Source organism: Pedobacter sp. AW31-3R, from assembly GCF_052180285.1.
GTDB lineage: Bacteria > Bacteroidota > Bacteroidia > Sphingobacteriales > Sphingobacteriaceae > Pedobacter.
Window position 1 is genome coordinate 4,593,547 of record NZ_CP197475.1, and the last position, 25,876, is coordinate 4,619,422.

Genomic DNA, 25,876 nt, shown 5'->3' on the forward strand with positions numbered 1-25,876 from the left:
ATTTTTTTTCCGCCTTTAATTCAGAACAGAATAAAACCTGAATCCCAGGCCAATGTGCAGCCCGCTAAAAGCCATTATATTCCACACATACACTTATCATCAGACTGAATTTATAAAATAGTTGCACATTGTAGTCGCGATTACTATATTTGCAGCAACATTAAGACTTTAACATGAGAAAATTAGATTTTGCCTCTCTTCAAGTAAGAGATCTGGAAGTTTCAAAAAACTTTTACATCAACAAATTAGGCTTTGAACTAGCAGAACCAACAAATCCTGCAGCCTGTATCTTTAAGTACAATAAAGGCGAAGCCAGTTTTGCCATCAGAACGCCGATAGGCGATATAGAAAGTAAGGAACTTGGTGTAGGGGTATCACTATGGTTTGCGATAGATGGAGAGATAGAAGACTTACAGGCTAAGCTTTTAGAAAGAAACGTTCCATTAATGGCCCCCATACAAACCACCCCTTTTGGAAAAATGATCATTGCAAAAGATCCGGATGGGTATAACATTACTTTTTTACAGCCAAACTAATCAACTCATAGATATGGACAAGAATCAGGCAAAATATTGGTTATAATACCTTCAAAAGAACATGTTAAAAATGGTCAGGCAGAAGGTACTGTGCAGATTTTGATTTGATCTCTTCAAAAATGCTAAACAAGTGATAAATAAAGATATTGATTTCCATTTTAAAAGTCCGGAAGACAGTCCCGGTTATCTTCTCGGTCAATTAACCACCTTATGGCAACGAAAACAAAAACGGGTGCTGGATCCCTTAGACCTTACACAAACCCAACTGGTCCTTTTGGCTGCACTCGCCTGGCTTTCAAAGGAAAGTGATGCCGTTACACAAATTGATATCGCGAATCAGGGCAATGCAGACCGAATGATGGTATCAAAGGTGCTGCGTACCTTAGCAGAGAAGAAGTTCGTGACCAGAAAAGAGCACAAGACAGATACCAGGGCGAAAACAATCAAGTTAACCACATTGGGAGCTGAGGTCCTGCAAAAAGCACTCATCGCAGTTGAAAAGGCAGATTTGGAGTTTTTTTCACAGCCAGATGTGGATCTTTTCATCCTAAATGGCTCCATGTCAAAATTGATCAATAAAAACAAAGAACAGTAGTATTTCTATTTCAGCACCAGGAAGAATAAAGAAACCTTATGGGTGATGAATTTTGTAGTAAGAAATATTGTAATTTTAGCTATAAAGTCATCTAATCCTACTACAGTTGTGGTCACAGTTTAATTTTGACATTCTGTGAATTATGTTAACGGATTTGATGGCCCATTTTGAACATATGGGTCATATGTTTTGCTGTAGCCGCTATTTACATGATAACCAAATATTAAATCATCAGCATGAAAACTAAAACAATGGCCATATTACTGGCCCTGATCTGCCTGAAATCTACCAACCCGCTTCAGGCACAAACCACCACCCTGGTCAATCCGATCCTGATGGGTTTTTATCCCGATCCAAGTATTGTTCGTGTCGGCTCCGATTATTACCTGATCAATTCAACTTTTTCTTACTTTCCAGGCATCCCTGTTTTCCATAGTAAAGACCTGAAAAACTGGAAACAAATAGGCAATGGGATACACAGGACTTCCCAAATGAATTTTCTGGGGGCACCAATGACCAGAGGGCTTTTTGCACCGGCCATCAGTTACCACAAGGGCATATTTTATATCACCTGTACACAAATCGATAAGGGAGGAAACTTCGTTGTCACAGCGAAAAACCCTGCAGGCCCCTGGTCTGATCCGGTATTCCTGCCAGAGGTTAATGGTATCGATCCTTCCTTATTTTTTGATGAGCATAAAGCATATATCGTGTACAACAGTGATCCTCCGGCGAAAAAACCTTTATATGACGGACATCGGACTATCCGTATGTACGAGTTTGATGAGGTGCAGATGAAAGTACTGGGGGAAGAGAAAATACTGGTCAATGGCGGGGTCGATATCAGCAAAAAACCAGTATGGGTTGAAGGGCCGCACCTCATGAAGACCAAAGACTGGTATTACTTATATGCCGCAGAAGGCGGAACATCTGTAAATCACTCCGAAGTGGTATTCAGAAGTAAATCCCCTACCGGACCTTTTCTACCTTATGAACACAATCCCATACTTACACAAAAAGGTCTTCCTGAAGATCGCAAAGATCCCATCACCTCTGCCGGTCACGCCCAGTTTGTGGAGGGACCGGACGGAAAGACCTATGCGATTTTCTTGGCTGTACGTCCGTATACGGGCGACTATTACAATACCGGACGTGAAACCTTCATTGCCCCTGTAATCTGGAAAGCGGACTGGCCGGTCATCAATGCAGAAAGTAAAGAAGTACAGTATACCTATCAAACGGATTACAAAGAACTGAAACAAAAGAAAGCGCTTCCGCAGAGCAGAAATTTTGCCTATACGCTGACTTTTGAAAAAGAGCTGGATCCTGCCTTGCTGTTTATGCGGACCATAGACAGCAGTTCCTTCTCCCTTGGGAAAGCGAAAGGTGTGACCATGAAACTCAAGCCTGAAACCTGTATGGAACCGGGTAATCCCTCTTTTATTGGTAAACGCCAGCAGCACCTGTACTGCAGTACCGAAACGGAACTGGATTTCATCCCGTCTTCTGAAAATGAAAAAGCAGGTATCACCATCTTTCAGGATGAAAGTCATTTTTACTACCTCTGCAAGTCGCTCGACAAGGGGAAACAGGTACTGCAACTGTTCAGCAGTACAGCGGATAACTCTATGAAAATAATGGCAGAATCTCCAATAAACGCAGGAAAAGTGCCCATCTCCCTAAAAATCACTGCGGAAGGCGGTGTATATAGTTTTTACTATTCCCAGGGGAAGGGCGACTGGAAACTTTTGAAGGACAATGTTGATGCGAAATTCTTGAGTACAAGAGAGGCTGGAGGTTTTATCGGCTGTATCTTCGGTCTGTACGCCACATCCTCGGGTGTTCCTTCCACCAATTCAGCTTCTTTTAAATACTTAAAATATAAGGGTAATGACCCGATGTACCACTAACGCTTAACATTTACAATTTTACACTTGCGATTCCAAAAAAAAAAGCTTGGCTATAGTTATTCTTATCATTCACTATACCATTATCATCACTTCATTTGATGAATCATTAATCGTATCTCGTCCCTTTCATCAATTTTGGGAATACCATTTTATAGTGAGTCTTCATACGGGACTATTTTAATTATCTAATAAAAGAATAATACAAAATCACTGGTGATAGGATAAATTCTAAATTAAAACAATGATACTCACTCCAGAAAACGAAGAGCCGATTTAATATATTTTAATCAAATTGGAAATTAGACAAAATCAGCTGTATTTCACACTTATTTTATTAACTCATCCATAAATTGTGAGGCACGGCCGTTGTAAAGAAGCAAGCACCAGGTCAGTTAAGGTTGGTTCCCCTTATAAAGACAACCGGAATTCGTTCAAAAGTATTTACACTATTTGTGTCGAATTTATATTTATGATCAAAGAAATAATCACTTCCGATGATTTACAGGAGCTTCCCCTTACGATTACCTCCAATTTTCGTTTATATTCGATTAATGCAGCGATTTGTCCTATCTTGACTGATCTATATCTCATCCTATGTCGTCATTACTATCCTCAGAAGAAAATTCTGTTCAACATTTAAATACCTTACCCAAAACCCCTACGGGGATCAACGGGCTCGATCAAATCACTTTTGGTGGATTACCCACCGGTAGACCAACATTAATCTGCGGCAGCACAGGATGCGGCAAAACGCTTTTCTCCCTTGAATTTTTAATCAGGGGCGTCCAGCAGTTTGATGAACCCGGAGTGTTTATGGCTTTCGAGGAAAAACCTGAAGAGCTTGCCATGAATGTTGCCTCCCTGGGTTTCGACCTTCATCAACTTCAGGAGGAGAAAAAAATCAAAATTGACTACGTACACATTGACCGCAGTGAAATCGAAGAAACGGGTGAATACGATTTGGAAGGTTTATTTATCCGTCTTGGTTATGCGATTGACAGTATCGGTGCGAAAAGAGTAGTCCTTGATACCATTGAAAACTTATTTTCCGGCTTAACGGATCAGGGAATTTTGCGTGCGGAGTTACGCCGTCTTTTCAGATGGCTCAAGGAAAAAGGGGTAACAGCCATCATTACAGGAGAACGCGGTGAAAAAACACTCACCAGACAAGGCCTGGAAGAATATGTATCCGACTGCGTAATTTTATTGGATCATCGGATCATCAATCAAATTTCCACACGTCGCTTACGAATAATTAAATACCGCGGTACCTTACATGGGACGAACGAATACCCATTTTTGATTGATGAAGAAGGCATTTCGGTATTGCCGGTGACATCCCTCCAATTGGACAAGGAAGTATCTTCTGAAATTATTCCTACAGGTATTGATGCCTTAAATGAAATGTTTAGCGGTGGCGGATTCTATAGAGGAAGCAGCATCCTTGTTTCTGGTACTGCAGGAACGGGCAAAACAAGTGTGGCCTCCACCTTTGCAAACCAGGTTTGTGCTGATGGTGAGAAATGTCTTTATTTTGCTTTTGAGGAATCCCCTCAGCAAATCATCAGGAACATGCGTTCCATCGGGATGGACCTGCAAAAACATATCGACAGTGGTCATTTGGAATTTTATGCCTCTAGACCAACCTTATACGGATTAGAAATGCACCTGGTGGCTATCCACAAGGCCATCAAAAAATTTAAGCCCAGGGCTGTCATTCTTGATCCGATCACCAACCTGATCACCATCGGAACCGTGAGTGAGGTCAAAGCCATGTTGGTACGGCTTATCGACTTTTTACAGGAGGAACAAATTACCGTCATGTTTACGGCACTGACCTTGAATAATGTAATTAATGAACAGACAGACGAGGGCGTATCTTCATTAGTAGATGTATGGATGCTGATTAAAGACATTGAATTCAACGGGGAACGTAACAAAGGACTATACATCATGAAATCCCGTGGAATGAGTCATTCCAACCAGGTCCGCGAGTTTGTGATCAGTGGAGAAGGCCTAAATTTACTGGATGTGTATATAGGTTTAGATGGTATACTCACCGGATCTGCCAGGGAAGCACACAAATTGGAAGAAGAAACTGGCATAGTTTTACATTCAAATGCGCTGAACAGGAAGGAAAGAGAATTGGAAAGAAAGCGAAAAGTTTTAGAGGGAAAAATCGAAAGTCTGAGGGCGGAATTTGAATCTACAGAAGAAGAATTGAACAGGGTATACACCGAGGAGCAAATCAAGAAAGATGTGCTGATCAAAACCCGGGAAAAAATAACGAATCTACGCAGCGGAAATTCAACATCGGGTACAGGGGGTTCAACAAATTAGTATGAAACAATTATATGAGCTAAGGCTATACATCGCTGGAAATACAGTGAAATCGGTTACTGCACTAAACAACCTAAAAAAATATTGTGAAGAACATTTGACAGATCAGTATGTTATTGAGGTAATTGATCTGTTAATCAATCCGCAGTTAGCTGAAGGGGACCAGATTTTTGCGGTACCCACCCTAGTGAAGAAGGTGCCTGAACCCGTACGTAAGATTATTGGTGATTTATCCAATGAGGAAAAGGTATTGGTTGGATTAAATATACGCCCTAAAAAGCACCAATAAATGGATATGGCAACTGAAGACGACAAGAATTATGGCACTTTGTATAAAAATAATGAACCTGTTTATCACCTTCGTTTATTTGTAGCCGGCACCTCGTCTTTATCAATTCGCGCGATCAGTAATTTGAAATCCATATTGATGGAACACCTGGAAGGAAAATATAACCTGGAGATCATCGACATTCACCAACAGCCACTACTGGCCTTAAGTGAAGACATTACCGCGGTGCCGGTGATGATTAAAAAGTCTCCTTTGCCTGAAAGGAAATTGGTCGGCGATATGTCCGATACCACTAAAGTATTAAGAGGTCTTGGTTTGAATTAATAATCAGCTAGAATTGAAAACGGAGAAATCAAACCAGGAGCTTTTAAAATTACTGGAAGAAACGGAATACCGGCTTGAGGAAGCAACAGATACCCTGGAAGCCATAAGATCCGGGCAAATTGATGCCCTCATTGTCAAAGGTGATGATGGGCATTCTATCTATTCCCTGCAAACCGCTGATCATTCCTTTCGCATATTCATTGAACAAATGTCTGACGGGGCAGTAACGCTCAACAGAAACGGGATGATTATCTATACAAATTCCAGTTTTGCAAATATTGTCGGCCTCCCACTCGAAAAAATAGTAGGGAATTTATTTGATCAGTTTATTCTCCCTAAAGACCAGTCGGTATGGAATAACATTCAGCTGAGTGCATGGGACATTCATGTAAAAACTGAACTGCAACTCTTATCGGCAGACCAAACCATTATTCCTGTATTGCTATCCCTGACAAAACTTGAGCTCAGCGACGGAATTGCCATGAGCATCATTGTGACTGACCTATCGCTGCAGAAAAAAACAGAACGCCTCTTAAAGGAAAAAAACAGGCAATTGGAAGAAGCCCAACGGGAAACCAAACATTTAAATGCCAATTTAGAAAATACTGTTGAGGAGAGGACCAAGGCATTACAGCTGAATATAGCTGAAAAGATTGTAATCGAACAAAATTTAAGGAGCAATCAGGAACGGCTGGCACAGATCCTGGAGACAATGGCTGAAGGTGTCGTTATATTCGACCTGGAAGGTCAGTTGACCTATGCCAATCCAATGGCAAAAAAAATACTGGGAATTACGCAGAAGGATGCGGACGAATATATCGATCCGAAATGGGAATTATTGTTTGTCAATGGAGATCCTTTACCTGCTGAACACTATCCAATCCATAAAGCGATCAGTTCAGGCCAACCTGTTTATGATTATGAAGTCGCTGTCCAGCCACCTGAAGGCGACCGCTTTTTCATATCGGTGAATGCTGCTCCCATCAAAGATGCCAGGGGAGAAATTATTTCTGGTATTGGTACTTTTATGGATGTCACGCACCGTAGAAAATTGATCCAGCAGAAAGACGATTTTATTAGTGTGGCCAGTCATGAATTAAGGACACCTGTCACCGCCTTGAAAGCCTCTTTACAAATGCTGGACAGAATCAAAGACCGGGGTGATGCGGGCTTGATGACTAAAATGATTTTGCAGGCAAACAAGAGCATGAATAAAATGAGTACGCTGATTGAAGACCTGCTGAATGCGACAAAGATGAACGAAGGCCAGCTACATTTAAAAAAATCCTGGATCAATCTGGAAAGTTTAATCCGCAGCTGTTGCGATGATACACTTTCGAATACTCCTTTCCATGTGATCATTGAAGGCGATCTGAGCCTGAATGTGTTTGCCGATGAGCAAAAAATTGAACAGGTCATTGTTAATTTTATCAGCAACGCAGCTAAATATGCCCCGCTGGGCAAAGAGATCCATATCTCCATTCATGAACATGAAAATATGACCAAAGTAGCCGTTATTGACAATGGGCCGGGCATTTCTGAAGACAAACTGCCACATATTTTTGATCGCTTTTATCGTGTTGACAGTGCCGGAACCCAATATTCGGGCCTTGGCTTGGGCTTGTATATCTGTTCTGAGATCATCTATAAACATGGAGGCCAAATTGGAGCAGACAGCGAAGTTGGTCAGGGCAGCACTTTCTGGTTCACCCTACCCTCCCCTGCCTAGTTTTAAAGGTACATTCATAGCAGAACTACCGCTTATCCATCTTAATTTCATTATCACGCGAAAAATTCCTATTAATAAAAAGCCATTTTTCGCGTTGGCCTGCCGTGCTTTTAGGTATTGGTTTGTGTGAATGTGTGCCGCCACCTCATGTTAAATTGTCTCATTACCTTATATAATTCACCTTCTTGACAATTTCCCCCTCTTTTAATGGGAAATACAAAGAAAATCAGACACTTATTATTGGAGGTTTTAAAACAAATTGATTAAAATAAACAAACTTTCAAAAAAATGAACGCCCTCAATCTTCATGTCCCATTGAAATTTGAAATCGCATGTAACATTGCAAATGTTGAATTATCGGAAGCAGTGCAGACCTTCATTAATTATGTTTCGGCCATAGATATTATTGGCGATAACCGTATGCCTTATTGTGAAGGCTATTCTGAAGCAGCACATGTTATACAAACCTTCCTATTCGAAAAAGAAAAATCCAGATCACTGAAACACCTCAGTTTTTCAGAAATTGAAATCGTAAATACGATTTTGACCCTCTCTAACAGTACTAACCTTCCATCACCAGTGAAGCGTCATGAGGCATATTGCCATATGAGCAGATTTAAATCAGCTGTACCGGAGCATAAAGATTTGGTGCATAAGATAATGGTAAATGGACATCAATTAGATCTGGCCACAGATTTTAAAGCCATTTGCAAGATATTTCAAGTTATCCCGGGCGAGGTTCTGGAATACTTTATAAATAATGTATCCTTTGCGCTGAATACAGCTGTAGAGCAATTGAAATGCGAATTTAATACCGCATCAAACAGGTTTTTCGCTACAGTGTTAGACACTGAGATCAATCTGCTCATCAATCCGAAAAGGATGATGCTGAAAAAGTTACTGGATACCATACTGCCGGAACTGCAAAAGAATGAGATCAACAAAATGATTGATCAGCTGGATGAATTCTTAAAATGGTACCATGTCAATATCGCCCAGTAGTTATAAATAACGAAATCGGGTACATATTTAGTCCCTAATTATTTTTCAATAAGTACAATAGAACAAAAATGGTTGTTACCACTAATCGATCGGCTTTTTATACTTATTTATCTACCTACACCTATTCTGCAACTGGCTATCCTGAGAAAAGAACTACTACTCAGTCTCCCGGTAGTTTTAAGTCCGAGACTTCCTATGAGTATTGGTAGGTGATTAAAACGCTTATTATAAATAATCCACAGATAAGGCGAATAACAGCATATCACCCCATTATAAAGGGAATCTGAGCACTCGGACTCTGTCCGGCTCTAAAACAATGTAAAGACTAAACAAATAGCTATCCCTATTAAATATAATCCCAAAGGAGTAAAAATGATTTTTTTCATGACCTTCTGTTTAACAAATTGTCTATTTATCAATTCAAATACTCCTTCCATTTACCATATTTATAAAAACCTTTTTCCGTATCTTCAAAGTATAAGGCCAAGCCTTCTCTTTTTAGCCTACCAGTTTTTGTATCATATTCTTTCCTATAAGACATAATAGGGGACTTAATCCACGTGCCATCATTGCTCCTTACTTTCCTTTCCTTATTCACACCTTTTATATCTTCTATCAAAAAAACCTCTCCATTTTCATTAAAAAAAAACCATTCTCCAAATGGTTCATTGTTCTTATAATAGCCTAAAACCCTTAATTCACAGCTAAATTTGTAATATTTTTTGAATAAACCATCCTTTTTACCATTCCTGTAGTAGGTTTCACTATATCCATTGATTTCTTCCTTTACTAATCCATTTTTAAGTTTTGTCTTATCCATTACTGGCTTGGGAAGAGCGATGGAATTTAAAGACCTCTCTTCAAAGAGAGAAAGCATTTCAACATCTGTACGGTTTTCATCTGACAAAGTCAGATCTCTTAATATTTTCCTCTTGTCAATTTGAGTATATTTCAAAAATTCCTTAACAAATCTACGGGCACTGTCTAAAGTTGGCATTGACATTTTTTGTGACAACACATCACTCCTTCTGTCAATAAAAAATAATTTATAAAATCTATACTTTTTAATTAATTGCGCATGGCAAATCGTAACAGCATATAAATTTTGATCAGGATATCCATTTTCTATCATGCAATTACAATATTGGTCTGATGCTTTTTTTGCATCATTTTGACGCGTACATGAGCTCCATAAAATGGCTGATATGACAATAAGAAATAGTAATAATTTCATATAAAATTTATTTTCAATGGTTTTTAGGCAATCCTCTATTTTATCTGTTACTCATATCCTCCGGATTAATTCCATTTGATTCAGGTGCAGCTGAGTCTTTTAAAAAGAATTGATGAAAATTATATAAACCAAAGTTGGGCATCAAGCCCATGCAACTCATTGTTATAGAGGAACCTGTTTGACACTCAAATCTATTAGCAAATATTGCAGTTTTGCTTAAAAACGAAAATCTGGCTTAAAAAAAATTGAATAACCATCTGCGAATTACAAGCCACCTAAAATATCCATCAAGAAAAATTTCAAACCACAGATCGTCGTCTTTTCATCCAGGGCGTATTGCTTTTCACCTGGTGTAATTACAAAAGCTTTACTGATCTCCAGATCATCCAGCACATGATAAAATCCCCTGGAAAGAGAAGGAACCTCTGCATATTTAATTTCAACAGCTGCTACAGGTTTAAGTCCATCCACCAATATGACATCACATTCAGCACCATGCTGCGTTCGGTAATAATAAATTTCAAGGTGGCGGGGTTTCAATTGATAAATCTGCTCAATAACATAGCCCTCCCAAGACGCACCTACAATCAGATTTAACGGAAGTTCAGCACTACTCTTAATGCGATTTAACTGATGCAATAGTCCACTATCTCTAATATAAACTTTAGGCGCTTTGACCACACGCTTTCCTACATTAATATACCATGCAGGCAATTGCCTGATCATAAAAGCACCTTCCATAAAATCCAGGTATCTTTTTATTGTCGTACTGCTTACCCCCAATGCTCTTGCATAGTTTTCTGCAGTCCATATACTCCCTGTATTTGCAGCCAGCATGTACCAAAAATTACGGATAAGTACTTCTGAAAGATTGACTCCAAAAAGCAGGCTAAGATCTCGTTCTATATATGCCCTGATAAAGTTTTCTGCCCAAAGTGAAAATTGCTGATCAGTGGCACTTGTCAGGGCAGTAGGAAAGCCCCCCCTAAACCAGTGCTGTTCTTGAGAAATACCGCTATGAATTGCTTCCAGTAGATTTACAGGAGACATCTCGGCAAAAGCGATGCGACCAGCCAAAGATTCAGAAACACCTTTTACTAATGCGGGTGATGCAGATCCTGTAAGAATAAATCGTCCGACTGTCCTTTGCTGATCGATAATCGGTCTCAATTGCCGGAAAAGATCCGGCATACGCTGAACTTCATCAAGTACTATACATACATTTTTATATTGATCAAACAAAAATGCAGGATTCTCCATACGGGCGATATCATCGTCATTTTCAAGATCAAAATAAACAATATCCTGTAGACTACTTTTTAATAATTCACGCGTAAGCGTAGTCTTTCCTACCTGTCTTGGGCCTAACAAGGCAACTGCTGGAAAGGATTTAAGGAGCAAAGCCAATTCTTCTTGTATTTTGCGTTTGATCATGAACAAATATACGTAATTAACCGAGTAATATTCAAATACTATTTGAGTATTACTCGGTTAATTGACTCCAAAACTACCAAAGAAGTAGTCCGTTGTGTAAAAAAACCACCCGCATTTATGACTTTAGTTGCATTGCCCCATCAATAGCTATTTACCTTGCCATAGATGTCAATCCATGCGAAATTTTGACGGAGGTTTGCGGGCACATAAAATTGGAACTTTAATTCCTGTCTATCTGAAACACCATAGCTACATCCAGCTTTTCTTACATTTCACGATACCAGGGCAACCTGATTCGATCTGATATGTTGAGCAATACTTATAACCTGCTCATTCCAGCCTCCCCTCTTCGTTTTCTTACCCCAAAGCACTGCAACGGTTCGGTAAGCGTTCGCCATGAATTTTGCTAGTGACCTGGTTATAGCTTGGTTGTAACCTGATCATAAGTACCCCATATGTAGGACAAACTTACTACAACTTTACACTAAATATACTTCTATGTATGTTTAGTGTAAGAATAATGTAGTTATGGGGTACTTATGATCAAACCACAACCAGGACAAGACCAAACCACAAACAAATTTGAATACCTACCGTCTCCGAACCAAGGCACCATAAAAGCCGACCCCGGGCTTAAACCGTCCTGAAAATGATTCTACCTCGCAAAAAACACGGACTTTTTCGCAAAACTAACTGAACATAATTCATTGGAAATTTTATGAAAAATTATTACCTAATTATTTGCAATTAATATTCTTCATTGTTTATATTTGTAATGAATGAATATGACAACAACAAGCAAAAATTATATTCAGCTATAAATTCGACACCGACACTGCCCTTTAAAGACCCCGTCTGATTTCGATTTTAAGCTGCATAATTGGTTAATTAATTATAAAACTTAAATAAATATTTAAAATCATGGCAAGAGTTAAAAGCGGACCTTATGTGGGCTTTTCCGGTACTGTAGATGGGATCACGTATTACCAACTTCCCAATGGCAATACCTACGCAAAAACAAAAAACAAAAAAAGAACTGTAAAACCCACATCAAAACAGCTTGTCGTGGAGACAGACACCAAGGTATTCACTAATTTTATGAAACCTCTGAAGCGTTTTACCACTGTAGGATACGGACTGGAAGGAAAAAAACTTGGTATGAATTCCTACAATGCCATGGTTTCCTGCAACAGAAGGAATTCCATCCAGGGCGAATTTCCAAATCGGAGTGTCGACTGTGCTAAAATCCTGATGACGAAAGGATCCTTACCCGGAACGGCTGCTGCCGAGGTGAAAGTTACCGAGACAGGGCTGGCCTTTACCTGGGATACAAAGGCCTCTTCTCCTGCCCATATCAGTGACCAGGTGATCCTGATGGCCTATTTCCCGAAATTAAAGGAATCCAGGTATACGACAGGTGGCGCGAAACGCCTTACCGGAAAAGATGTGCTGGATCTCGCAGGAATCAGGAAGGGAAGTACTGTGGAGGTGTATATTTCCTTTGTGAGCGATGACCGTAACCAGATCAGCGATAGCTTACATCTCGGAAAATTTAACTGGTAGCTATAGCTTCAGAAAGAATACTTATATGATCAATTCCTGATGTGATCCAATCACTAAGGGAAGGAGTATATCATTTTGAAAAAAGATTGAATACCATAAACCTGGGCCTGAGTATTTCAAAATTTCTCTGAACAATATCCATTGATCCATGTTGAATTAGAGAATTCCATTGGAATCAACCAGTCTATCTATTCATTTGAAAAACGAAAGCATGAGCGAACAACATCTCAGAAAAATCGACAACCCCGTAAACAAATATCCCAAACCACCTTTTAAAAAACAACCCCAGGAAGTTCCCGGATTGGCTTCAAAAATGGATCCCATTCCAGATCATGGTGAAAAAAGCTACAGAGGATCTGGCCGTTTACAAGGTCGTAAGGCCCTGATCACCGGAGGAGATTCAGGTATCGGCAGAGCCGCAGCTATTGCATACGCAAGAGAAGGAGCTGATGTGGTCATCAATTACCTTCCTGAAGAGCAGTCCGATGCAGATGAGGTACTTGCATTGATCCTTGCCGAAGGCCGTAAAGGGTATGCCATTCCGGGAGATATCAGAACGGAAGAGTTTTGTAAGTCACTGGTGGAACAAGCTGTCGAAAAACTTGGAGGAATTGATATATTGGTCAACAATGCCGGTCATCAGCAGGCGGTAGATTCTATTCTTGATATCAGCTCAGAAGCATTTGATACGACCTTAAAAACGAATGTTTATGCCCCTTTCTGGATCACAAAAGCTGCCCTTCCCCATTTACCTGAAGGTGCATCGATCATTGCCACCAGCTCGGTACAGGCCTACGATCCGTCAGAGAACCTATTTGATTACGCACAGACAAAAGCGGCCAACGTAGCTTTTGTGAAATCCTTATCCAAACAACTTGGACCAAAAGGAATACGTGTGAATGGTGTTGCACCAGGTCCGGTATGGACTCCTCTACAGATCAGCGGCGGACAGCCCCAGGATGCCATTGTAAAATTCGGGGAAGTGACTCCTTTAGGACGTCCGGGACAACCAGCTGAACTTGCCTCTATATTTGTACAACTGGCAGATAGCGATGCGAGTTACGCAACCGGACAAATTTATGGCGCCGCAGGCGGTGGGGGTCACCCTTAATTGATATAGGAAAACATCATTAGCGATAGAAGCGGGACATGTAATGGTCAGCGCATATCGCTAATCCCTCCACATCTGTAAATTTATATGCAATTGTTGAGCGATCATAGCTGCATCCGTTCATCTACGAATTACTGCAATTGGTCGCAGATTTTTTGAGTTGAAAAAATTTTACATTTGTTTTGCCAGATACATTCGTCAGTCATGAAGTTCAAACGTATTTCCATAGCGGTCCATTCCCTCATTTGGTTGTTGTTGCTCGTTATCCCTTATGCTTCCACAGATCAGGTATTCAGCGCCCTTGATCCGGAATCTGACCTGAAATATCTGTTGCTGTGTTTTGGTTTGAGTACCGTATTGCTCTCCACCTTTTACCTGAATTACTTTTTTCTCATTCCCCGGTACCTTCTTTTGAAAAGGTACGGGCGCTACTCCTTATTTTTATCCCTGGAAATCGCTTTGGTACTGTCAGTTTCCAGCGGATTATTTTTCTTTCCCGACCTGAATGAAAAAACATTGCTCAGTACGGATCCGATCATTGAAAAACTGGTTCCGGTAATTATTATCAATGCGATCTCCTTGTGGTTCCTTGCTATTGTATCCTCTATTTTATGGATGGTATACGATAAATTAAAGCAAACGGAAAGCGAAAAGCTTACGGCGCAGCTTGCTTCCCTGAAGTCACAGATCAACCCCCACTTTTTATTCAATACGCTAAACAATATTTATGCGATTGCCATTGACACTTCACCGAAGGCGGCAGACATGGTCGACAGACTTTCAGAGATGATGCGCTATACGATGAAAGACACGCAGCAGGATTTTGTATGGCTGGAAGATGAAATCAATTACGTCAATAATTTTATCGAATTGCAAAAACTACGTTTAGACGGAAGTGTCAGGCTGGAGTTTAACACCCTAAACAATGTGCCTGCAGTACGTATTGCGCCAATGCTGTTAATTCCCTTTATAGAAAATGCTTTCAAACATGGCGTGAATGCCGAGCAGAAAAGCAGGATTAAAATCGATATTACCTATAATTCAACCGAACTGGAATTACAGGTAGTGAATAACAAAGTAAGTGTACAAAAAGAGATCACTGAAAGAAGTGGACTGGGGATCGAAAATACCAAGCATCGCTTAAACCTGATTTATCCCCTGAAATATTTGCTGGTAATTCATGATCAGGAAAAAGAATTCTCTGTTACTTTACATATCAATTTACAATGATCAATGCCATTGCCATAGATGACGAACCATTAGCACTTCAGGTGATTGAATCCTTATGCGCCAAACAAGGGGAGGTTAATTTACAGCGGACTTTCACCAGGCCCAGTGAGGCATTGAAACATTTGAATAAATTCCCCACCGATCTGATCTTCTGCGATATTAACATGCCAGCCATGACCGGGATCAACCTGGTCAAATCATTGCAGCAAAATACGATGGTGATCTTCACGACTGCCTTCAGTGAATATGCAGCAGTCAGCTATGAGCTGAACGCCATTGATTACCTGCTCAAGCCCATCAACCTGCGACGCTTTACACAAGCGGTAGTCAAAGCACAGGATTACTATGCATATATCAATGGAAAAGGGATGCAGGTGGATAAAAACATTTATATCCGCGCCGATTTCAGCTTGGTCAAGATTCCCCTGGCTGATATATTGTATATCGAAGGCCTGGCAGATTACCTCAAGATTTATGTCAAAGACCGCAAGACCATCGTGGCCAGGATGTCGATGAAAGAGATGATGGAGAAGTTAAATGCTGCCGATTTCATTCGCGTACACCGCAGTTTTATTTTACCCTTCCACAAGATCGAGCTGGTCAGGGGAACAACAGTGATGATCGGCAACCAGGAATTCCCCATCGGAAAAACATATACCGAAGAGTTTTTTTCACGTTATTCATCCTGAAGAGCTGGGAACAGGTAACCGAACCGGCAGCCTTCCCGGCCCTATGGCTGCTTTACGCGGATACCAGTTAATATCATGTGATTATTAGCTAAAATTGACTTATAGAGACCAACAGATTCTTCCTAGTTTAGCTAATTATAGAACCATGAGTGATCTATCTGAATAGATTGATTTAAATGTGAATACCTCTGGATTTCCAAAAACACACCGTTTCAGGAATAAATCATGAGGTTGATCAACTTAAACCCAAATTGTATACATATGAAAATGAACAAAGTATTCTTGCGTGTCATCCTGTTTATCGCTGTTTTGACCAGATCTGTTAGTCCCGCTCAGGCACAAAATGGCGACCAGATACTGGACGGGATTGGGGAAACAGGAATGATTGCTCGTTATGTGTTTGACGGCGACCTTAAAGACTGGTCCCGAAATAATTTGCATGCCAAATTTCAAGGCAGCGCAGTCAAATTTGTCAAGGATGATCAGTTTGGAAAGGTGTTGTCACTCTCCGGGGAGAACAATACTTTCATCACCATACCGGGAGAAACACTGGCAGATATAGAATCGCTGAGTATATCAGGATGGATTTACCTGCGTTCCGATAAAGCCGGACAGCGTTTTTTTGATTTCGGAAAGGATGCTACCAAACATTTTTATGCAGCGCCGGCTGGAACGAAAGTGCAAAAAGGCTACCAGACGCTGATTACAGCGAAACAGAATGACAAAAAAGGAGCAGTTTCTCCGGCCATTGTCACCAATAAATGGGTTCACCTGACTATAGTCATTGATGTTCCTTCAAAAACGATGACTTCTTATGTGGACAGTAAGCCTGTCGGAGAAACAAACGATATTCCCCTGGAGCTGGCCGAGGTATTGGGTCAGAAACCAGGAGAAAAGAAACTGCTGTACATCGGAAAATCACTATTGCCGCAAGATCCTTATCTGAATGCACTGATCCATGATTTCCGTATTTACCGCGTTCCCCTGACCGGAAAACAGGTGTCAGGAATTTATCACAATGCACTAAAAGATATCCACGAAGATGTGGAACATATGGGTAAACCGGAAGATGACCTGCCGAAGTTCGCACAAAATACGCCACAACTTTACAATACGTATTTGGTTGGTGTGTCTGATGTGGCAGTAGCAACCGAAGTAGGGAATTTACCGCAATTGCCAAGTTACGTGGATGGAACTTATAAGGATGGTATACAGGGGCCAAAAGTGCGTGTGCTCTGGCCTTCTCCTGCCGACAATAGTCCAGTCCTTAAAGCTGGAAGTTATACAGTTACAGGTCGTGTGGCAGGAACGGATTTACATCCGAAAGCGAACATCACTGTAAAAGAAGCCGGCAAATCAGCTACACCGGCCTTGAAATTGGAAGCATTCCATCTGGACCAGGTTTTTCTGGAAGCAGATTCGCACCAACACGAAACCAAGTTTATTGAAAATCGCAATAAGTTTATCGATACACTGGCGAAGACCGATCCGAATTCCTTTCTCTATATGTTCCGCCATGCTTTTGGACAGAAACAACCTGAAGGTGCAAAACCTTTGGGCGTATGGGATAGCCAGGATACCAAATTAAGAGGGCATGCGACCGGGCATTACCTGACGGCCATTGCACAAGCTTATGCCGGTACAGGATATGACAAAGCCTTACAAGCCAAATTCGCCGAAAAGATGGAGTATATGGTGAATACCCTGTATGAGTTGTCCCAGTTATCCGGAAAGGCGAAAGCAGGAAGTACGGCACAGGTGTCTGATCCGAAAGCAGTGCCTTTTGGTCCTGGAAAATCGGCTTATGATTCTGACCTGAGCGACGAGGGTATCCGCACGGATTATCAGAACTGGGGAAAAGGGTTTATCAGTGCTTATCCTCCGGATCAGTTTATCATGCTGGAAAACGGAGCCAAATACGGAGGCCAGAAGAACCAGGTTTGGGCTCCATATTATACCTTGCATAAAATTTTGGCCGGCTTGATCGATGTATACGAGGTGAGTGGTAATAAAAAAGCACTTGAAGTTGCTACTGGTATGGGCGACTGGGTGTATGCCCGCCTGAGCCAGCTGCCAGCAGATACACGGATAAAGATGTGGAATACCTATATCGCCGGTGAGTTTGGTGGAATGAATGAGTCGATGGCCCGTTTGTACAAGATTACCAATAACGAGAATTACCTGAAAACAGCACAATTGTTTGATAATATCCAAATGTTCTTTGGTGATAAAGAACATTCACACGGACTGGCTAAAAATGTGGATACTTTCCGTGGCCTGCATGCCAATCAGCATATTCCCCAGGTTGTCGGCAGTATCGAAATGTACCGGGTGTCTGACCAGCCGGAATATTACAATATCGCGAATAACTTCTGGCATAAAGCGGTTAATGATTATATGTACAGTATCGGAGGGGTTGCAGGTGCACGTAATCCGGCCAATGCGGAATGTTTCATCAGTCAGCCGGCAACCTTATATGAAAACGGCTTGTCTGCCGGTGGACAGAATGAAACCTGCGCTACCTACAACATGCTGAAACTGACCAGTGACCTGTTTCTTTTCGATCAGCGCACAGAGTTAATGGATTATTATGAGCGTGGATTGTACAACCATATCCTGGCTTCTGTAGCAGAAAATAGTCCTGCAAATACCTACCACGTACCGCTTAGACCCGGTGCGATCAAACAATTCGGCAATCCGGACATGACAGGGTTTACCTGCTGTAATGGTACGGCGATAGAGAGCAGTACCAAGCTGCAAAATTCGATCTATTTTAAAAGCAAGGATAACCAGGCGCTGTATGTCAACCTGTATATCCCTTCCACCCTGAAATGGACTGAACGTAAGGTTACTGTAGAGCAGACTACAGATTTTCCAAAAGAAGACCATACGCGTCTGACGATTAAAGGAAGTGGAAAATTTGATGTCAATGTACGGGTACCGGGCTGGGCGACCAAAGGGTTCTTTGTAAAGATCAATGGCAAAGAGCAGAAGTTCCAGGCTACACCGGGTACTTACCTTAAAATAAGCCGCAAATGGAAAGATGGTGATGTGATAGAATTGAAAATGCCTTTCCAGTTTCACCTGGACCCGATCATGGACCAACAGAACATCGCCAGTCTCTTCTACGGCCCAATCTTACTGGCCGCTCAGGAGCCAGCAGCGAGAAAAGAATGGCGCAAAGTAACCCTGGATGCTAATGATTTAGGCAAGTCCATTAAAGGTGATCCTCAACAACTTCAGTTTACCATTGATGATGTGGTTTTCAAACCATTTTATGAAACCTACGGACGCCATTCTGTTTATCTGGATGTGACCTTGAAATAAGCCCTGAAGGCAAAATAAAATGATAAAGCCCCTTATATTTTAGGATATAAGGGGCTTTATCATTTTATACTACAAGGATTTACTACCCTATAATATTTAATACTGATCCATATCCCTGATCAGTTTTTGTAAAATCACCGTGGTCGAATCTCCTGGAAACCCATGCAATGACTGTCCGGCCCAAAGGCCTAAAAAGTTAACGTTTTTATTGGCTTTTGCTATTTTCCGAAGCGCCCCCGTGACCTTATTCTGGTAAGCATAGGGTAATATCTGTCCCAACTTATCCCCGGTTTCGATAAAAGATTTATTTTCTTTTTAGAGAAAGTATCGAAAGTTCTGTTTCTATCTGCAAAACCAAATAAAAAAAATGAACTTCAAACCACTGCTCGTCATTCTATTGACCTTAACCTGTATACTCTTCCCAACTGCACAACAAAAACCCGTACTGTACCTGATCGGAGACTCCACTGTGGCTTCTGCCTCAACAACAAATCCTATTCAGGGCTGGGGAGGAAAATTAGCCCAATTTTTTGATACCTCTAAAATTGAGATCCAGAACCGCGCTGTCAGTGGCATCAGCAGCAGAACCTACCAGACTGGAATCGTCCATGATCCAGGTATGTTAAAGAACGGAATGTGGAAAGGCATCATGAATACCCTCAAGCCGGGCGATTTTGTCATTATGCAGTTTGGACATAACGACGAAAGTCCGGTTGCCGATACCCTACGCATGAGGGGCAGCCTGAAAGGAACCGGAAATGATTCAGTTCTGGTCCTCAATCATTTTACAAAACAACAGGAAGTAGTGTACAGTTATGGCCATTACCTGAGAAAACTGGTCGCTGACATCAAAAGTAAAGGTGCAACGGCCATTATTTGTTCACCTATACCAAAAAATAAATGGAACAATGGAGACAAGGTCATACGCAATGAAAAAGACTATGGATTGTGGGCAAAGGAAACAGCTGAACAGAGTGGTGCTGCCTATATCGACTTGAATAAAGGGATAGCCGATGAATATGACAAGGAGGGAAAAGCAAAAGTGGCAGCAAGCTTTTTTGTGCCTGATGGCATCCATACCACTTCAGCAGGTGCCACCCAAAATGCCGCTTTCGTTGCCCATGCAATTAAAAAACTCAGGGCATGCCCACTTAAATCCTTCCTTAATATTTAAAACCAACCCTTTCATCCGATGAGATTATCTTTCAAAACCATTACAACCTGCATCCTTTTAGGGTTTGCCACAGCCAGTATACAGGCGCAAACCTATACCATTACCGATTTTGGCGCTAAAGCCGACAAAAACATAAACAATGCCGCGGCTATTCAAAAAGCGATTGATAAGGCAACAATAGCTGGTGGAACTGTGCTGATACCTGCAGGAGTCTTCATGAGCGGAGCCATACAGCTGAAGAGTAACGTGACTTTACAGCTGAATAAAAATGCGGTGTTAAAGGGAATTGCCGACCGTACTGCTTACCCCTCCTATCCCATCACCCATAAACTGCATTCTGTTAGCGGACAGTCAGGTCACGCCTTAATCTATGCCTCCCGGGCGCAACAGATCACCATTACCGGAGAAGGTAAAATCGATGGCAATGGAGAAGATCCTGTATTTGATACAAAAGACAATATGAATACCATGCGTCCCTTTGGTTTACTGATTGAAAGCTGTCAAAACGTTACCATCAGCGGGATACGAATGGAAAACAGCGCCATGTGGATGCAGCGTTATATCAACTGCGATTTTTTAAGGATGACAGGTGTTACCGTTTTTAACCATGCCAATATCAATAACGACGGGGTAGACATCGACGATTGCCATAACGTAATCATCTCAGATTGTGTTATTGATGCGGATGATGATGCACTCTGTTTTAAATCGGAGGGTGACAGGGGGGTAAAAAATGTAGTGGTAACGAATTGTATTCTTGCTACGCATGCCAGTGCTTTTAAGTTTGGGACAGGAAGCACCGGAGGGTTTGAATCGGTTCAGTTTTCCAATACCGTAATCCGCCAGTCGCTGGCCAGTAACATGAAGCATCCCTTTAAACAAAAATCAGGATTGACAGGCATAGATATCGCCAGCGTTGACGGTGGATTGGTCAGGGACATCAACATTTATAACATCAGTATAGACAGCCTGGAGAATCCCATCTTTATGAAACTGGGCAACCGGATGCGGCGGACGGCAGCTACACCCGCGAAAAAAATGGGTGCTATAGAAGGAATTCATTTCAGTCAGATCAGCATTAAAAATGCCGGCCCCTCTCCTGTTACCCTCACGGGATTCCCGGAAAACTATATCACTGATATCAGCTTCAGGGATATTTTTATTGAGCATCGCGGAAGCGGGACAGCAAAAGATACTTCGCTGGTTGTTCCGGAAAATGCTGATCAGTATCCGGGAACCAGGGTATTCAGAAGAACGCTGCCGGCAAGTGCCTTTTATATCCGACATGTTAAAAATATCAGTTTCCATACAGTCCAGCTTGGGTTTATTGGTCATGATGAACGCGCGGCTTTTGTTTTTGATGACGTGGAAGGTTTAGAATTTACGGGATTGAAGTATAGAACTTTGAGTCCGGTACCCCATATCATGGTCCTTAAGGATAGCAAATCGGCCGTAATTTCATTTTCCCCTTTAAGTCCGGGTAAAGTTCAACAGCTCAATTCAAGTGGAATTATCCTGAATAAATAACGTTTTCAGCCCTATTTATCTGACTCAACAAATATAAAATTATGAACAAATTTATTTTAACAGTTTTAGCCCTTATGGCCATTTCGGAAGTAAAGGCGCAGGTATTTTCCCAGGATTTCAACTCCAGCACAAAGCTTAAAGATTATGTCAAAAAAACAGCACCCAACAGCGGGCAGCTGAATGCAGCCGGTGCGGATGGCGAAGGAAGTGTGGTGATTGAAAATGGTAAATTGAAGCTCAGCAAACCCGGAGCAGGTGGACGCCCTTTCCTCCTGCGCAGTACACCGCTGGATATCCCCTCTCAATTTTTATCCTTTTCATTCAAAATTGACGTGAAAGCGAAAGGAGATGCTACGGCTTACCTTGCTTTGGGCAATGGGTTTAGCCAGGAAGCACTGCCGGATGAAGTATCCAAATGCGCTGTCCGTCTGCTGATTAAACTTTTACCGAAAGGATTTTCATTGAGAAATACCAATCAGGCACAGGATGGCCCTAATCAATATACGGGTGAACAACAGATCCAGTGGTTTGTCAACAGGTCAGGAAAATCACAGACGTATACAGCCCCTGATGGATCGGTACAGACCCTTGCCGCAGAAAGATGGGATCTCTGGATCGGAACGACCAAAGAATTTGATGGGGCCGGATTTACGAATACCAAGCAGCCTATGGATAACTTTAAATTCAGCTTCCTTTCCTCAGAAGGCGAGATCCTGCTGGATGACATGGTCATCAAGGATTTAGGAAAACAACCCTCATAAATGGCAAAGTAATGAAACCATCATCACCTCTACACAACAAATACCTGCTCATGAGAACCATAAGCATTGGAATTCTGCTTTTATGCATGGTCATTGGACTTACGGCCTTTCACCAGGACAAGCCCCTGAAACTATTCCTGTTGGGCGACAGTATCTCTTTGCAATACGGGACATACCTGGAAAAGTACCTGAAAGGAAAGTTTACCATCGACAGGAAAGGTTCGCAGGAAAAAGCAATGCAAAACCTGGATATACCGGTGGATGCCAATGGCGGAGACTCAAAAATGGTACTGGACTATCTCCGTACACGGGAAAATGACCCCAGCTTTCAACCTGACCTGATGTTACTGAACTGTGGGCTACATGACATCAAACGTCATCCTGCCACGCATCAAATTGCAGTTGATTCCATCAGTTACCGTGAAAACCTGGAAGCCATCTATCAGCTGCTGTCCAGAAAAAAAATCCCGCTGGTATGGGTCAGGAGCACAGATATCCTTGATTCACTCCATGCGGCAAAAAGCAAGGCTTTTGACCGTTATGCAAAAGATATAGTGCAATACAATGCCATAGCAGACCGCGTTTTCAGCAAACACCAGGTTCCGGTGATCGACCTGTATACCTTTACCAGAAAATTCGGGGATGACCGTTTTGCTGACCATGCACATTATATTCCACGAGTGATCGATGCGCAGGCAGTATACATTGCCGGGTTTTTAAAGCAGTGGGGTGCAAAAACGAAATAATTGTCAGGCTATAACCACTCTTATTAATGGCCGGAAAATATGTTCCGGCTTTTTTTGTCAAATGTAAGCGGCTTGTACAGGACTAAAGGCCTTTTACAGGTTAAGAAGGGTGGTTAAATACGAGATATAACACTAACATATCAAAAGTGGCCCCTGCCAGCCGGGTTTTCAGGATAGCAATTCCCCGCATTTTCTGGTTGTATACCGTACTCACTTTAATATTCAGTTCATCGGCAATTTCCTGGGGTTTCATATCCTCCTCATACAACATCCGGATCACTTTCCCACATTGTTCCGGCAGGTTATTGATTTCTGTACGCAGCTCATTGAGTACCTCCGCATAAATGATTTCCCGGATAACCGGCTCATCAAATTCTTCGTTCCTGACAAACATGGCCGTTTCCCTTTTCAGTTTCCGCTGTTCCTTATCGATATAGTTCATGGAAGCATTGCGTGTACTGATATATAGGAATGCCTTAATGGAAATCAGAGAATTGAAGTCTTCATTTTTCTCCCATACCTTGTACAACACATCCTGTACAATTTCTTCTGCAGCGGCTTTGTTGCTTAACAAGCGGTTGCAGAAAAAACACAATGGTGGATAAAACTGCTTAAAAATATGGCAAAAAGCTTGTTGATCGCCACTTTTTAATTGCGACAATAAATAGTGCTCATTTCGGTAACCCGATTGTTCAGTACTCATAGCTAAAAATTAGCAGGTTATTATATATTTGGCGTATCTAATATAGATAAAAATAGTCAATAGCACATGCTATTTCAGCCTGAAATTTTCTTAGAAAAAAGGCAGATTATCTAACTAAAGCATAGATACACCGATTGCCAGTTATCAAATAAACAGTTAAAAAACAGCAGCTTATAAAAATTTATATATTTTTCAATACTGCTGTAGAGATTCTGTTGCTGAATTCTGTTTCTATAGCAAAACTAACCCAAATATAAACCATGGCTCAAAAACACAGCTTTGATCCATTCTATATCAGTACGCTTGTAGTGAAGATGATCAATAATGAATTATCTGTTGCTGAGCAGGATGAACTGAATGAATGGATAGCGGCAGATCCCAGGAATAATCTCATCATGGAGAAATTAATTGATAAGAATCTGTGGGGAAAAGAGATCGCAGAGATGAATGATATTGATTCTGAAGCCGCCCTGGAAAAGGTTTTGCAGAAAATAAAGGCGGAAGCCACAGATGAGCCTGACCAGAATAAATGGTGGTTTTACCTCTCAAAGTTTGTCGCCGCCGCAGTGATTCTCGTTACCATTGGTTCAGTTTTCTATTTTTTAAATCCTGTAGCGGTAGATCAGCAAAAAACACAGACAAAAATTCAACAAAAGACAATACATCAGGACAATGAAGTGATGCTCACCTTAGCTGATGGCAGCCAGGTAAAGGCCAATTCGGTAAGCCATGGTTCCCCATTACGCCAGGGTATGGCGGTACTGACCGATAAAAACGGGGCACTGAGTTATACGGTCCGGGAAACAACCCGATCCGGTAAAACCGGTAGCAAAATGGAGGTCGCTTATAATACCTTATCCGTCCCCAAGGGCAAACAATACCGGGTTACCCTGCCCGATGGAACAGAAGTGTGGCTCAATTCCCAGTCTTCCTTAACCTATCCTGTGGTTTTTAATGGAGAGGAACGTCTTGTCGAACTTAGCGGAGAGGGTTATTTTGAAGTCCGGCACCTGAAAAACAAACCTTTTAAAGTGAAATCAAACACACAGGTGGTCGAGGTATTGGGCACCCATTTTAACATTGAGGCGTATCCGGACGACCAGCAAACCACCACAACACTGGCAGAAGGATCAGTAAGGATCCATGACGGCAAATCTTCAGCACAACTCAAACCCGGACAAATGGTAGTCAATTCCGCCCAGCGTCCGCAACTGAAAATAAAAACGGCAGATGTCGACGGAGCTTTGGCCTGGAAAAACGGGATGTTCAGTTTTAGTGACGATCGCCTGGAAGATATCATGCGCAAAGTATCCAGAAGTTATGACGTAGACATTGAATTTCAGGGAGATATAAAGGATAAGCGATTCTGGGGCAGATTTCCAAGGGAAAAAGGACTGGCAAACCTGTTAAAGAACCTGGAACAGACAAAAACAGTTCACTTTAAAATTGTTGGAAGGAGGATCATTGCAATGCCATAAAACTATACACACCTACTTGCCTTTGATTAAATCAGAGAGCGTTCGAACCGCCCTCTGATTTCCGGTATCTGACACCGGATCAGGCAATTTTTAACCAGAACGAACCAATTTCAAATTAGACCTAACGTACAAATGTATAAATTATTTACTTCACTAAATGGAAGTGACAAACCC

Annotated in this window: 22 protein-coding genes; 18 read left to right on the plus strand and 4 right to left on the minus strand. The window is 41.6% G+C overall.

Annotated features, from left to right (window positions below; translation table 11 throughout):
* Positions 1-173: 173 nt before the first annotated feature.
* The 8 genes from ACSBL2_RS18870 to ACSBL2_RS18905 all read left to right on the plus strand — a co-directional run bounded on the left by ACSBL2_RS18870 (position 174) and on the right by ACSBL2_RS18905 (position 8,725).
* Positions 174-536 (plus strand): VOC family protein, encoded by a 363-nt coding sequence (locus tag ACSBL2_RS18870; protein ID WP_442588109.1) that lies wholly within the window; start codon positions 174-176, stop codon positions 534-536.
* Positions 537-666: 130 nt separating this feature from the next.
* Positions 667-1,131 carry a MarR family winged helix-turn-helix transcriptional regulator gene (locus ACSBL2_RS18875; RefSeq protein ID WP_442588110.1) on the plus strand — a complete coding sequence of 155 codons (465 nt, stop codon included), beginning with the start codon at positions 667-669 and terminating at the stop codon, positions 1,129-1,131.
* A gap of 236 nt (positions 1,132-1,367) precedes the next feature.
* Positions 1,368-3,041 carry a glycoside hydrolase family 43 protein gene (locus tag ACSBL2_RS18880; protein WP_442588111.1) on the plus strand — a complete coding sequence of 558 codons (1,674 nt, stop codon included), beginning with the start codon at positions 1,368-1,370 and terminating at the stop codon, positions 3,039-3,041.
* A 594-nt stretch (positions 3,042-3,635) separates the two neighbouring features.
* Complete coding sequence (kaiC, locus tag ACSBL2_RS18885; RefSeq protein WP_442588112.1) at positions 3,636-5,381, plus strand: circadian clock protein KaiC; 1,746 nt, start codon at positions 3,636-3,638, stop codon at positions 5,379-5,381.
* A 1-nt stretch (position 5,382) separates the two neighbouring features.
* Positions 5,383-5,670, plus strand: coding sequence for a circadian clock KaiB family protein (locus tag ACSBL2_RS18890; protein ID WP_442588113.1), 288 nt, complete (start codon positions 5,383-5,385; stop codon positions 5,668-5,670).
* Positions 5,671-5,994, plus strand: coding sequence for a circadian clock KaiB family protein (locus tag ACSBL2_RS18895; protein ID WP_442588114.1), 324 nt, complete (start codon positions 5,671-5,673; stop codon positions 5,992-5,994).
* A gap of 13 nt (positions 5,995-6,007) precedes the next feature.
* Positions 6,008-7,723 (plus strand): PAS domain-containing sensor histidine kinase, encoded by a 1,716-nt coding sequence (locus ACSBL2_RS18900; protein ID WP_442588115.1) that lies wholly within the window; start codon positions 6,008-6,010, stop codon positions 7,721-7,723.
* Between the two features lie 288 nt (positions 7,724-8,011).
* Positions 8,012-8,725, plus strand: coding sequence for a hypothetical protein (locus ACSBL2_RS18905; protein WP_442588116.1), 714 nt, complete (start codon positions 8,012-8,014; stop codon positions 8,723-8,725).
* Between the two features lie 415 nt (positions 8,726-9,140).
* Here ACSBL2_RS18905 and ACSBL2_RS18910 read toward each other — a convergent pair whose 3' ends face one another.
* Together ACSBL2_RS18910 and ACSBL2_RS18915 are read right to left on the minus strand one after the other, a co-directional pair.
* Positions 9,141-9,959, minus strand: a complete 819-nt coding sequence (locus ACSBL2_RS18910) for a hypothetical protein (RefSeq protein WP_442588117.1) — start codon at positions 9,957-9,959, stop codon at positions 9,141-9,143.
* 264 nt (positions 9,960-10,223) lie between these two features.
* Positions 10,224-11,393: an ATP-binding protein gene (locus tag ACSBL2_RS18915; RefSeq protein ID WP_442588118.1), complete on the minus strand. Its 1,170-nt coding sequence runs from the start codon at positions 11,391-11,393 to the stop codon at positions 10,224-10,226.
* A gap of 921 nt (positions 11,394-12,314) precedes the next feature.
* Here ACSBL2_RS18915 and ACSBL2_RS18920 point away from each other — a divergent pair.
* From ACSBL2_RS18920 to ACSBL2_RS18940, 5 genes are all read left to right on the plus strand, one after another.
* A complete protein-coding gene (locus ACSBL2_RS18920) occupies positions 12,315-12,956 on the plus strand; it encodes a DUF6266 family protein (protein WP_442588119.1) in 642 nt (213 codons plus the stop codon).
* A gap of 211 nt (positions 12,957-13,167) precedes the next feature.
* Entirely contained in the window at positions 13,168-14,067 is a 900-nt protein-coding gene (locus tag ACSBL2_RS18925; RefSeq protein ID WP_442588120.1) for an SDR family oxidoreductase, read from the plus strand.
* Positions 14,068-14,271: 204 nt separating this feature from the next.
* Complete coding sequence (locus ACSBL2_RS18930; RefSeq protein ID WP_442588121.1) at positions 14,272-15,297, plus strand: sensor histidine kinase; 1,026 nt, start codon at positions 14,272-14,274, stop codon at positions 15,295-15,297.
* Positions 15,294-15,986 (plus strand): LytR/AlgR family response regulator transcription factor, encoded by a 693-nt coding sequence (locus tag ACSBL2_RS18935; protein ID WP_442588123.1) that lies wholly within the window; start codon positions 15,294-15,296, stop codon positions 15,984-15,986. The genes ACSBL2_RS18930 and ACSBL2_RS18935 overlap by 4 nt, the downstream gene beginning before the upstream one ends.
* A gap of 267 nt (positions 15,987-16,253) precedes the next feature.
* Positions 16,254-19,313 carry a beta-L-arabinofuranosidase domain-containing protein gene (locus ACSBL2_RS18940; RefSeq protein WP_442588124.1) on the plus strand — a complete coding sequence of 1,020 codons (3,060 nt, stop codon included), beginning with the start codon at positions 16,254-16,256 and terminating at the stop codon, positions 19,311-19,313.
* 96 nt (positions 19,314-19,409) lie between these two features.
* Here ACSBL2_RS18940 and ACSBL2_RS18945 read toward each other — a convergent pair whose 3' ends face one another.
* Positions 19,410-19,592, minus strand: coding sequence for a hypothetical protein (locus ACSBL2_RS18945; protein WP_442588125.1), 183 nt, complete (start codon positions 19,590-19,592; stop codon positions 19,410-19,412).
* 88 nt (positions 19,593-19,680) lie between these two features.
* Between ACSBL2_RS18945 and ACSBL2_RS18950 the strand changes: the two genes are divergently transcribed.
* The 4 genes from ACSBL2_RS18950 to ACSBL2_RS18965 are packed head-to-tail and all read left to right on the plus strand — an operon-like array spanning position 19,681 to position 23,521.
* The gene (locus tag ACSBL2_RS18950) at positions 19,681-20,487 is read left to right on the plus strand and encodes a rhamnogalacturonan acetylesterase (protein ID WP_442588126.1); all 807 of its coding nucleotides are present in this window, start codon (positions 19,681-19,683) and stop codon (positions 20,485-20,487) included.
* Between the two features lie 18 nt (positions 20,488-20,505).
* Positions 20,506-22,014 (plus strand): glycoside hydrolase family 28 protein, encoded by a 1,509-nt coding sequence (locus ACSBL2_RS18955; RefSeq protein ID WP_442588127.1) that lies wholly within the window; start codon positions 20,506-20,508, stop codon positions 22,012-22,014.
* A 41-nt stretch (positions 22,015-22,055) separates the two neighbouring features.
* Positions 22,056-22,775, plus strand: coding sequence for a hypothetical protein (locus tag ACSBL2_RS18960; protein WP_442588128.1), 720 nt, complete (start codon positions 22,056-22,058; stop codon positions 22,773-22,775).
* 11 nt (positions 22,776-22,786) lie between these two features.
* On the plus strand, positions 22,787-23,521 hold the full coding sequence (locus ACSBL2_RS18965; RefSeq protein WP_442588129.1) for an SGNH/GDSL hydrolase family protein: 735 nt from the start codon (positions 22,787-22,789) through the stop codon (positions 23,519-23,521).
* Between the two features lie 100 nt (positions 23,522-23,621).
* On the opposite strand, the gene ACSBL2_RS18970 is transcribed toward ACSBL2_RS18965, so the two are convergent.
* On the minus strand, positions 23,622-24,224 hold the full coding sequence (locus tag ACSBL2_RS18970) for an RNA polymerase sigma-70 factor (RefSeq protein ID WP_442588130.1): 603 nt from the start codon (positions 24,222-24,224) through the stop codon (positions 23,622-23,624).
* Positions 24,225-24,484: 260 nt separating this feature from the next.
* Between ACSBL2_RS18970 and ACSBL2_RS18975 the strand changes: the two genes are divergently transcribed.
* Positions 24,485-25,702 carry a FecR family protein gene (locus ACSBL2_RS18975; RefSeq protein WP_442588131.1) on the plus strand — a complete coding sequence of 406 codons (1,218 nt, stop codon included), beginning with the start codon at positions 24,485-24,487 and terminating at the stop codon, positions 25,700-25,702.
* Positions 25,703-25,876: the final 174 nt, after the last annotated feature.

Coding starts and splice junctions, on each gene's coding strand:
- ACSBL2_RS18870 (WP_442588109.1), top strand. CDS start 174: ATGAGAAAATTAGATTTTGCCTCTCTTCAAGTAAGAGATCTGGAAGTT.
- ACSBL2_RS18880 (WP_442588111.1), top strand. CDS start 1,368: ATGAAAACTAAAACAATGGCCATATTACTGGCCCTGATCTGCCTGAAA.
- kaiC (WP_442588112.1), top strand. CDS start 3,636: ATGTCGTCATTACTATCCTCAGAAGAAAATTCTGTTCAACATTTAAAT.
- ACSBL2_RS18890 (WP_442588113.1), top strand. CDS start 5,383: ATGAAACAATTATATGAGCTAAGGCTATACATCGCTGGAAATACAGTG.
- ACSBL2_RS18895 (WP_442588114.1), top strand. CDS start 5,671: ATGGATATGGCAACTGAAGACGACAAGAATTATGGCACTTTGTATAAA.
- ACSBL2_RS18905 (WP_442588116.1), top strand. CDS start 8,012: ATGAACGCCCTCAATCTTCATGTCCCATTGAAATTTGAAATCGCATGT.
- ACSBL2_RS18910 (WP_442588117.1), bottom strand. CDS start 9,959: ATGAAATTATTACTATTTCTTATTGTCATATCAGCCATTTTATGGAGC.
- ACSBL2_RS18915 (WP_442588118.1), bottom strand. CDS start 11,393: ATGATCAAACGCAAAATACAAGAAGAATTGGCTTTGCTCCTTAAATCC.
- ACSBL2_RS18920 (WP_442588119.1), top strand. CDS start 12,315: ATGGCAAGAGTTAAAAGCGGACCTTATGTGGGCTTTTCCGGTACTGTA.
- ACSBL2_RS18925 (WP_442588120.1), top strand. CDS start 13,168: ATGAGCGAACAACATCTCAGAAAAATCGACAACCCCGTAAACAAATAT.
- ACSBL2_RS18930 (WP_442588121.1), top strand. CDS start 14,272: ATGAAGTTCAAACGTATTTCCATAGCGGTCCATTCCCTCATTTGGTTG.
- ACSBL2_RS18935 (WP_442588123.1), top strand. CDS start 15,294: ATGATCAATGCCATTGCCATAGATGACGAACCATTAGCACTTCAGGTG.
- ACSBL2_RS18940 (WP_442588124.1), top strand. CDS start 16,254: ATGAACAAAGTATTCTTGCGTGTCATCCTGTTTATCGCTGTTTTGACC.
- ACSBL2_RS18950 (WP_442588126.1), top strand. CDS start 19,681: ATGAACTTCAAACCACTGCTCGTCATTCTATTGACCTTAACCTGTATA.
- ACSBL2_RS18955 (WP_442588127.1), top strand. CDS start 20,506: ATGAGATTATCTTTCAAAACCATTACAACCTGCATCCTTTTAGGGTTT.
- ACSBL2_RS18960 (WP_442588128.1), top strand. CDS start 22,056: ATGAACAAATTTATTTTAACAGTTTTAGCCCTTATGGCCATTTCGGAA.
- ACSBL2_RS18965 (WP_442588129.1), top strand. CDS start 22,787: ATGAAACCATCATCACCTCTACACAACAAATACCTGCTCATGAGAACC.
- ACSBL2_RS18970 (WP_442588130.1), bottom strand. CDS start 24,224: ATGAGTACTGAACAATCGGGTTACCGAAATGAGCACTATTTATTGTCG.
- ACSBL2_RS18975 (WP_442588131.1), top strand. CDS start 24,485: ATGGCTCAAAAACACAGCTTTGATCCATTCTATATCAGTACGCTTGTA.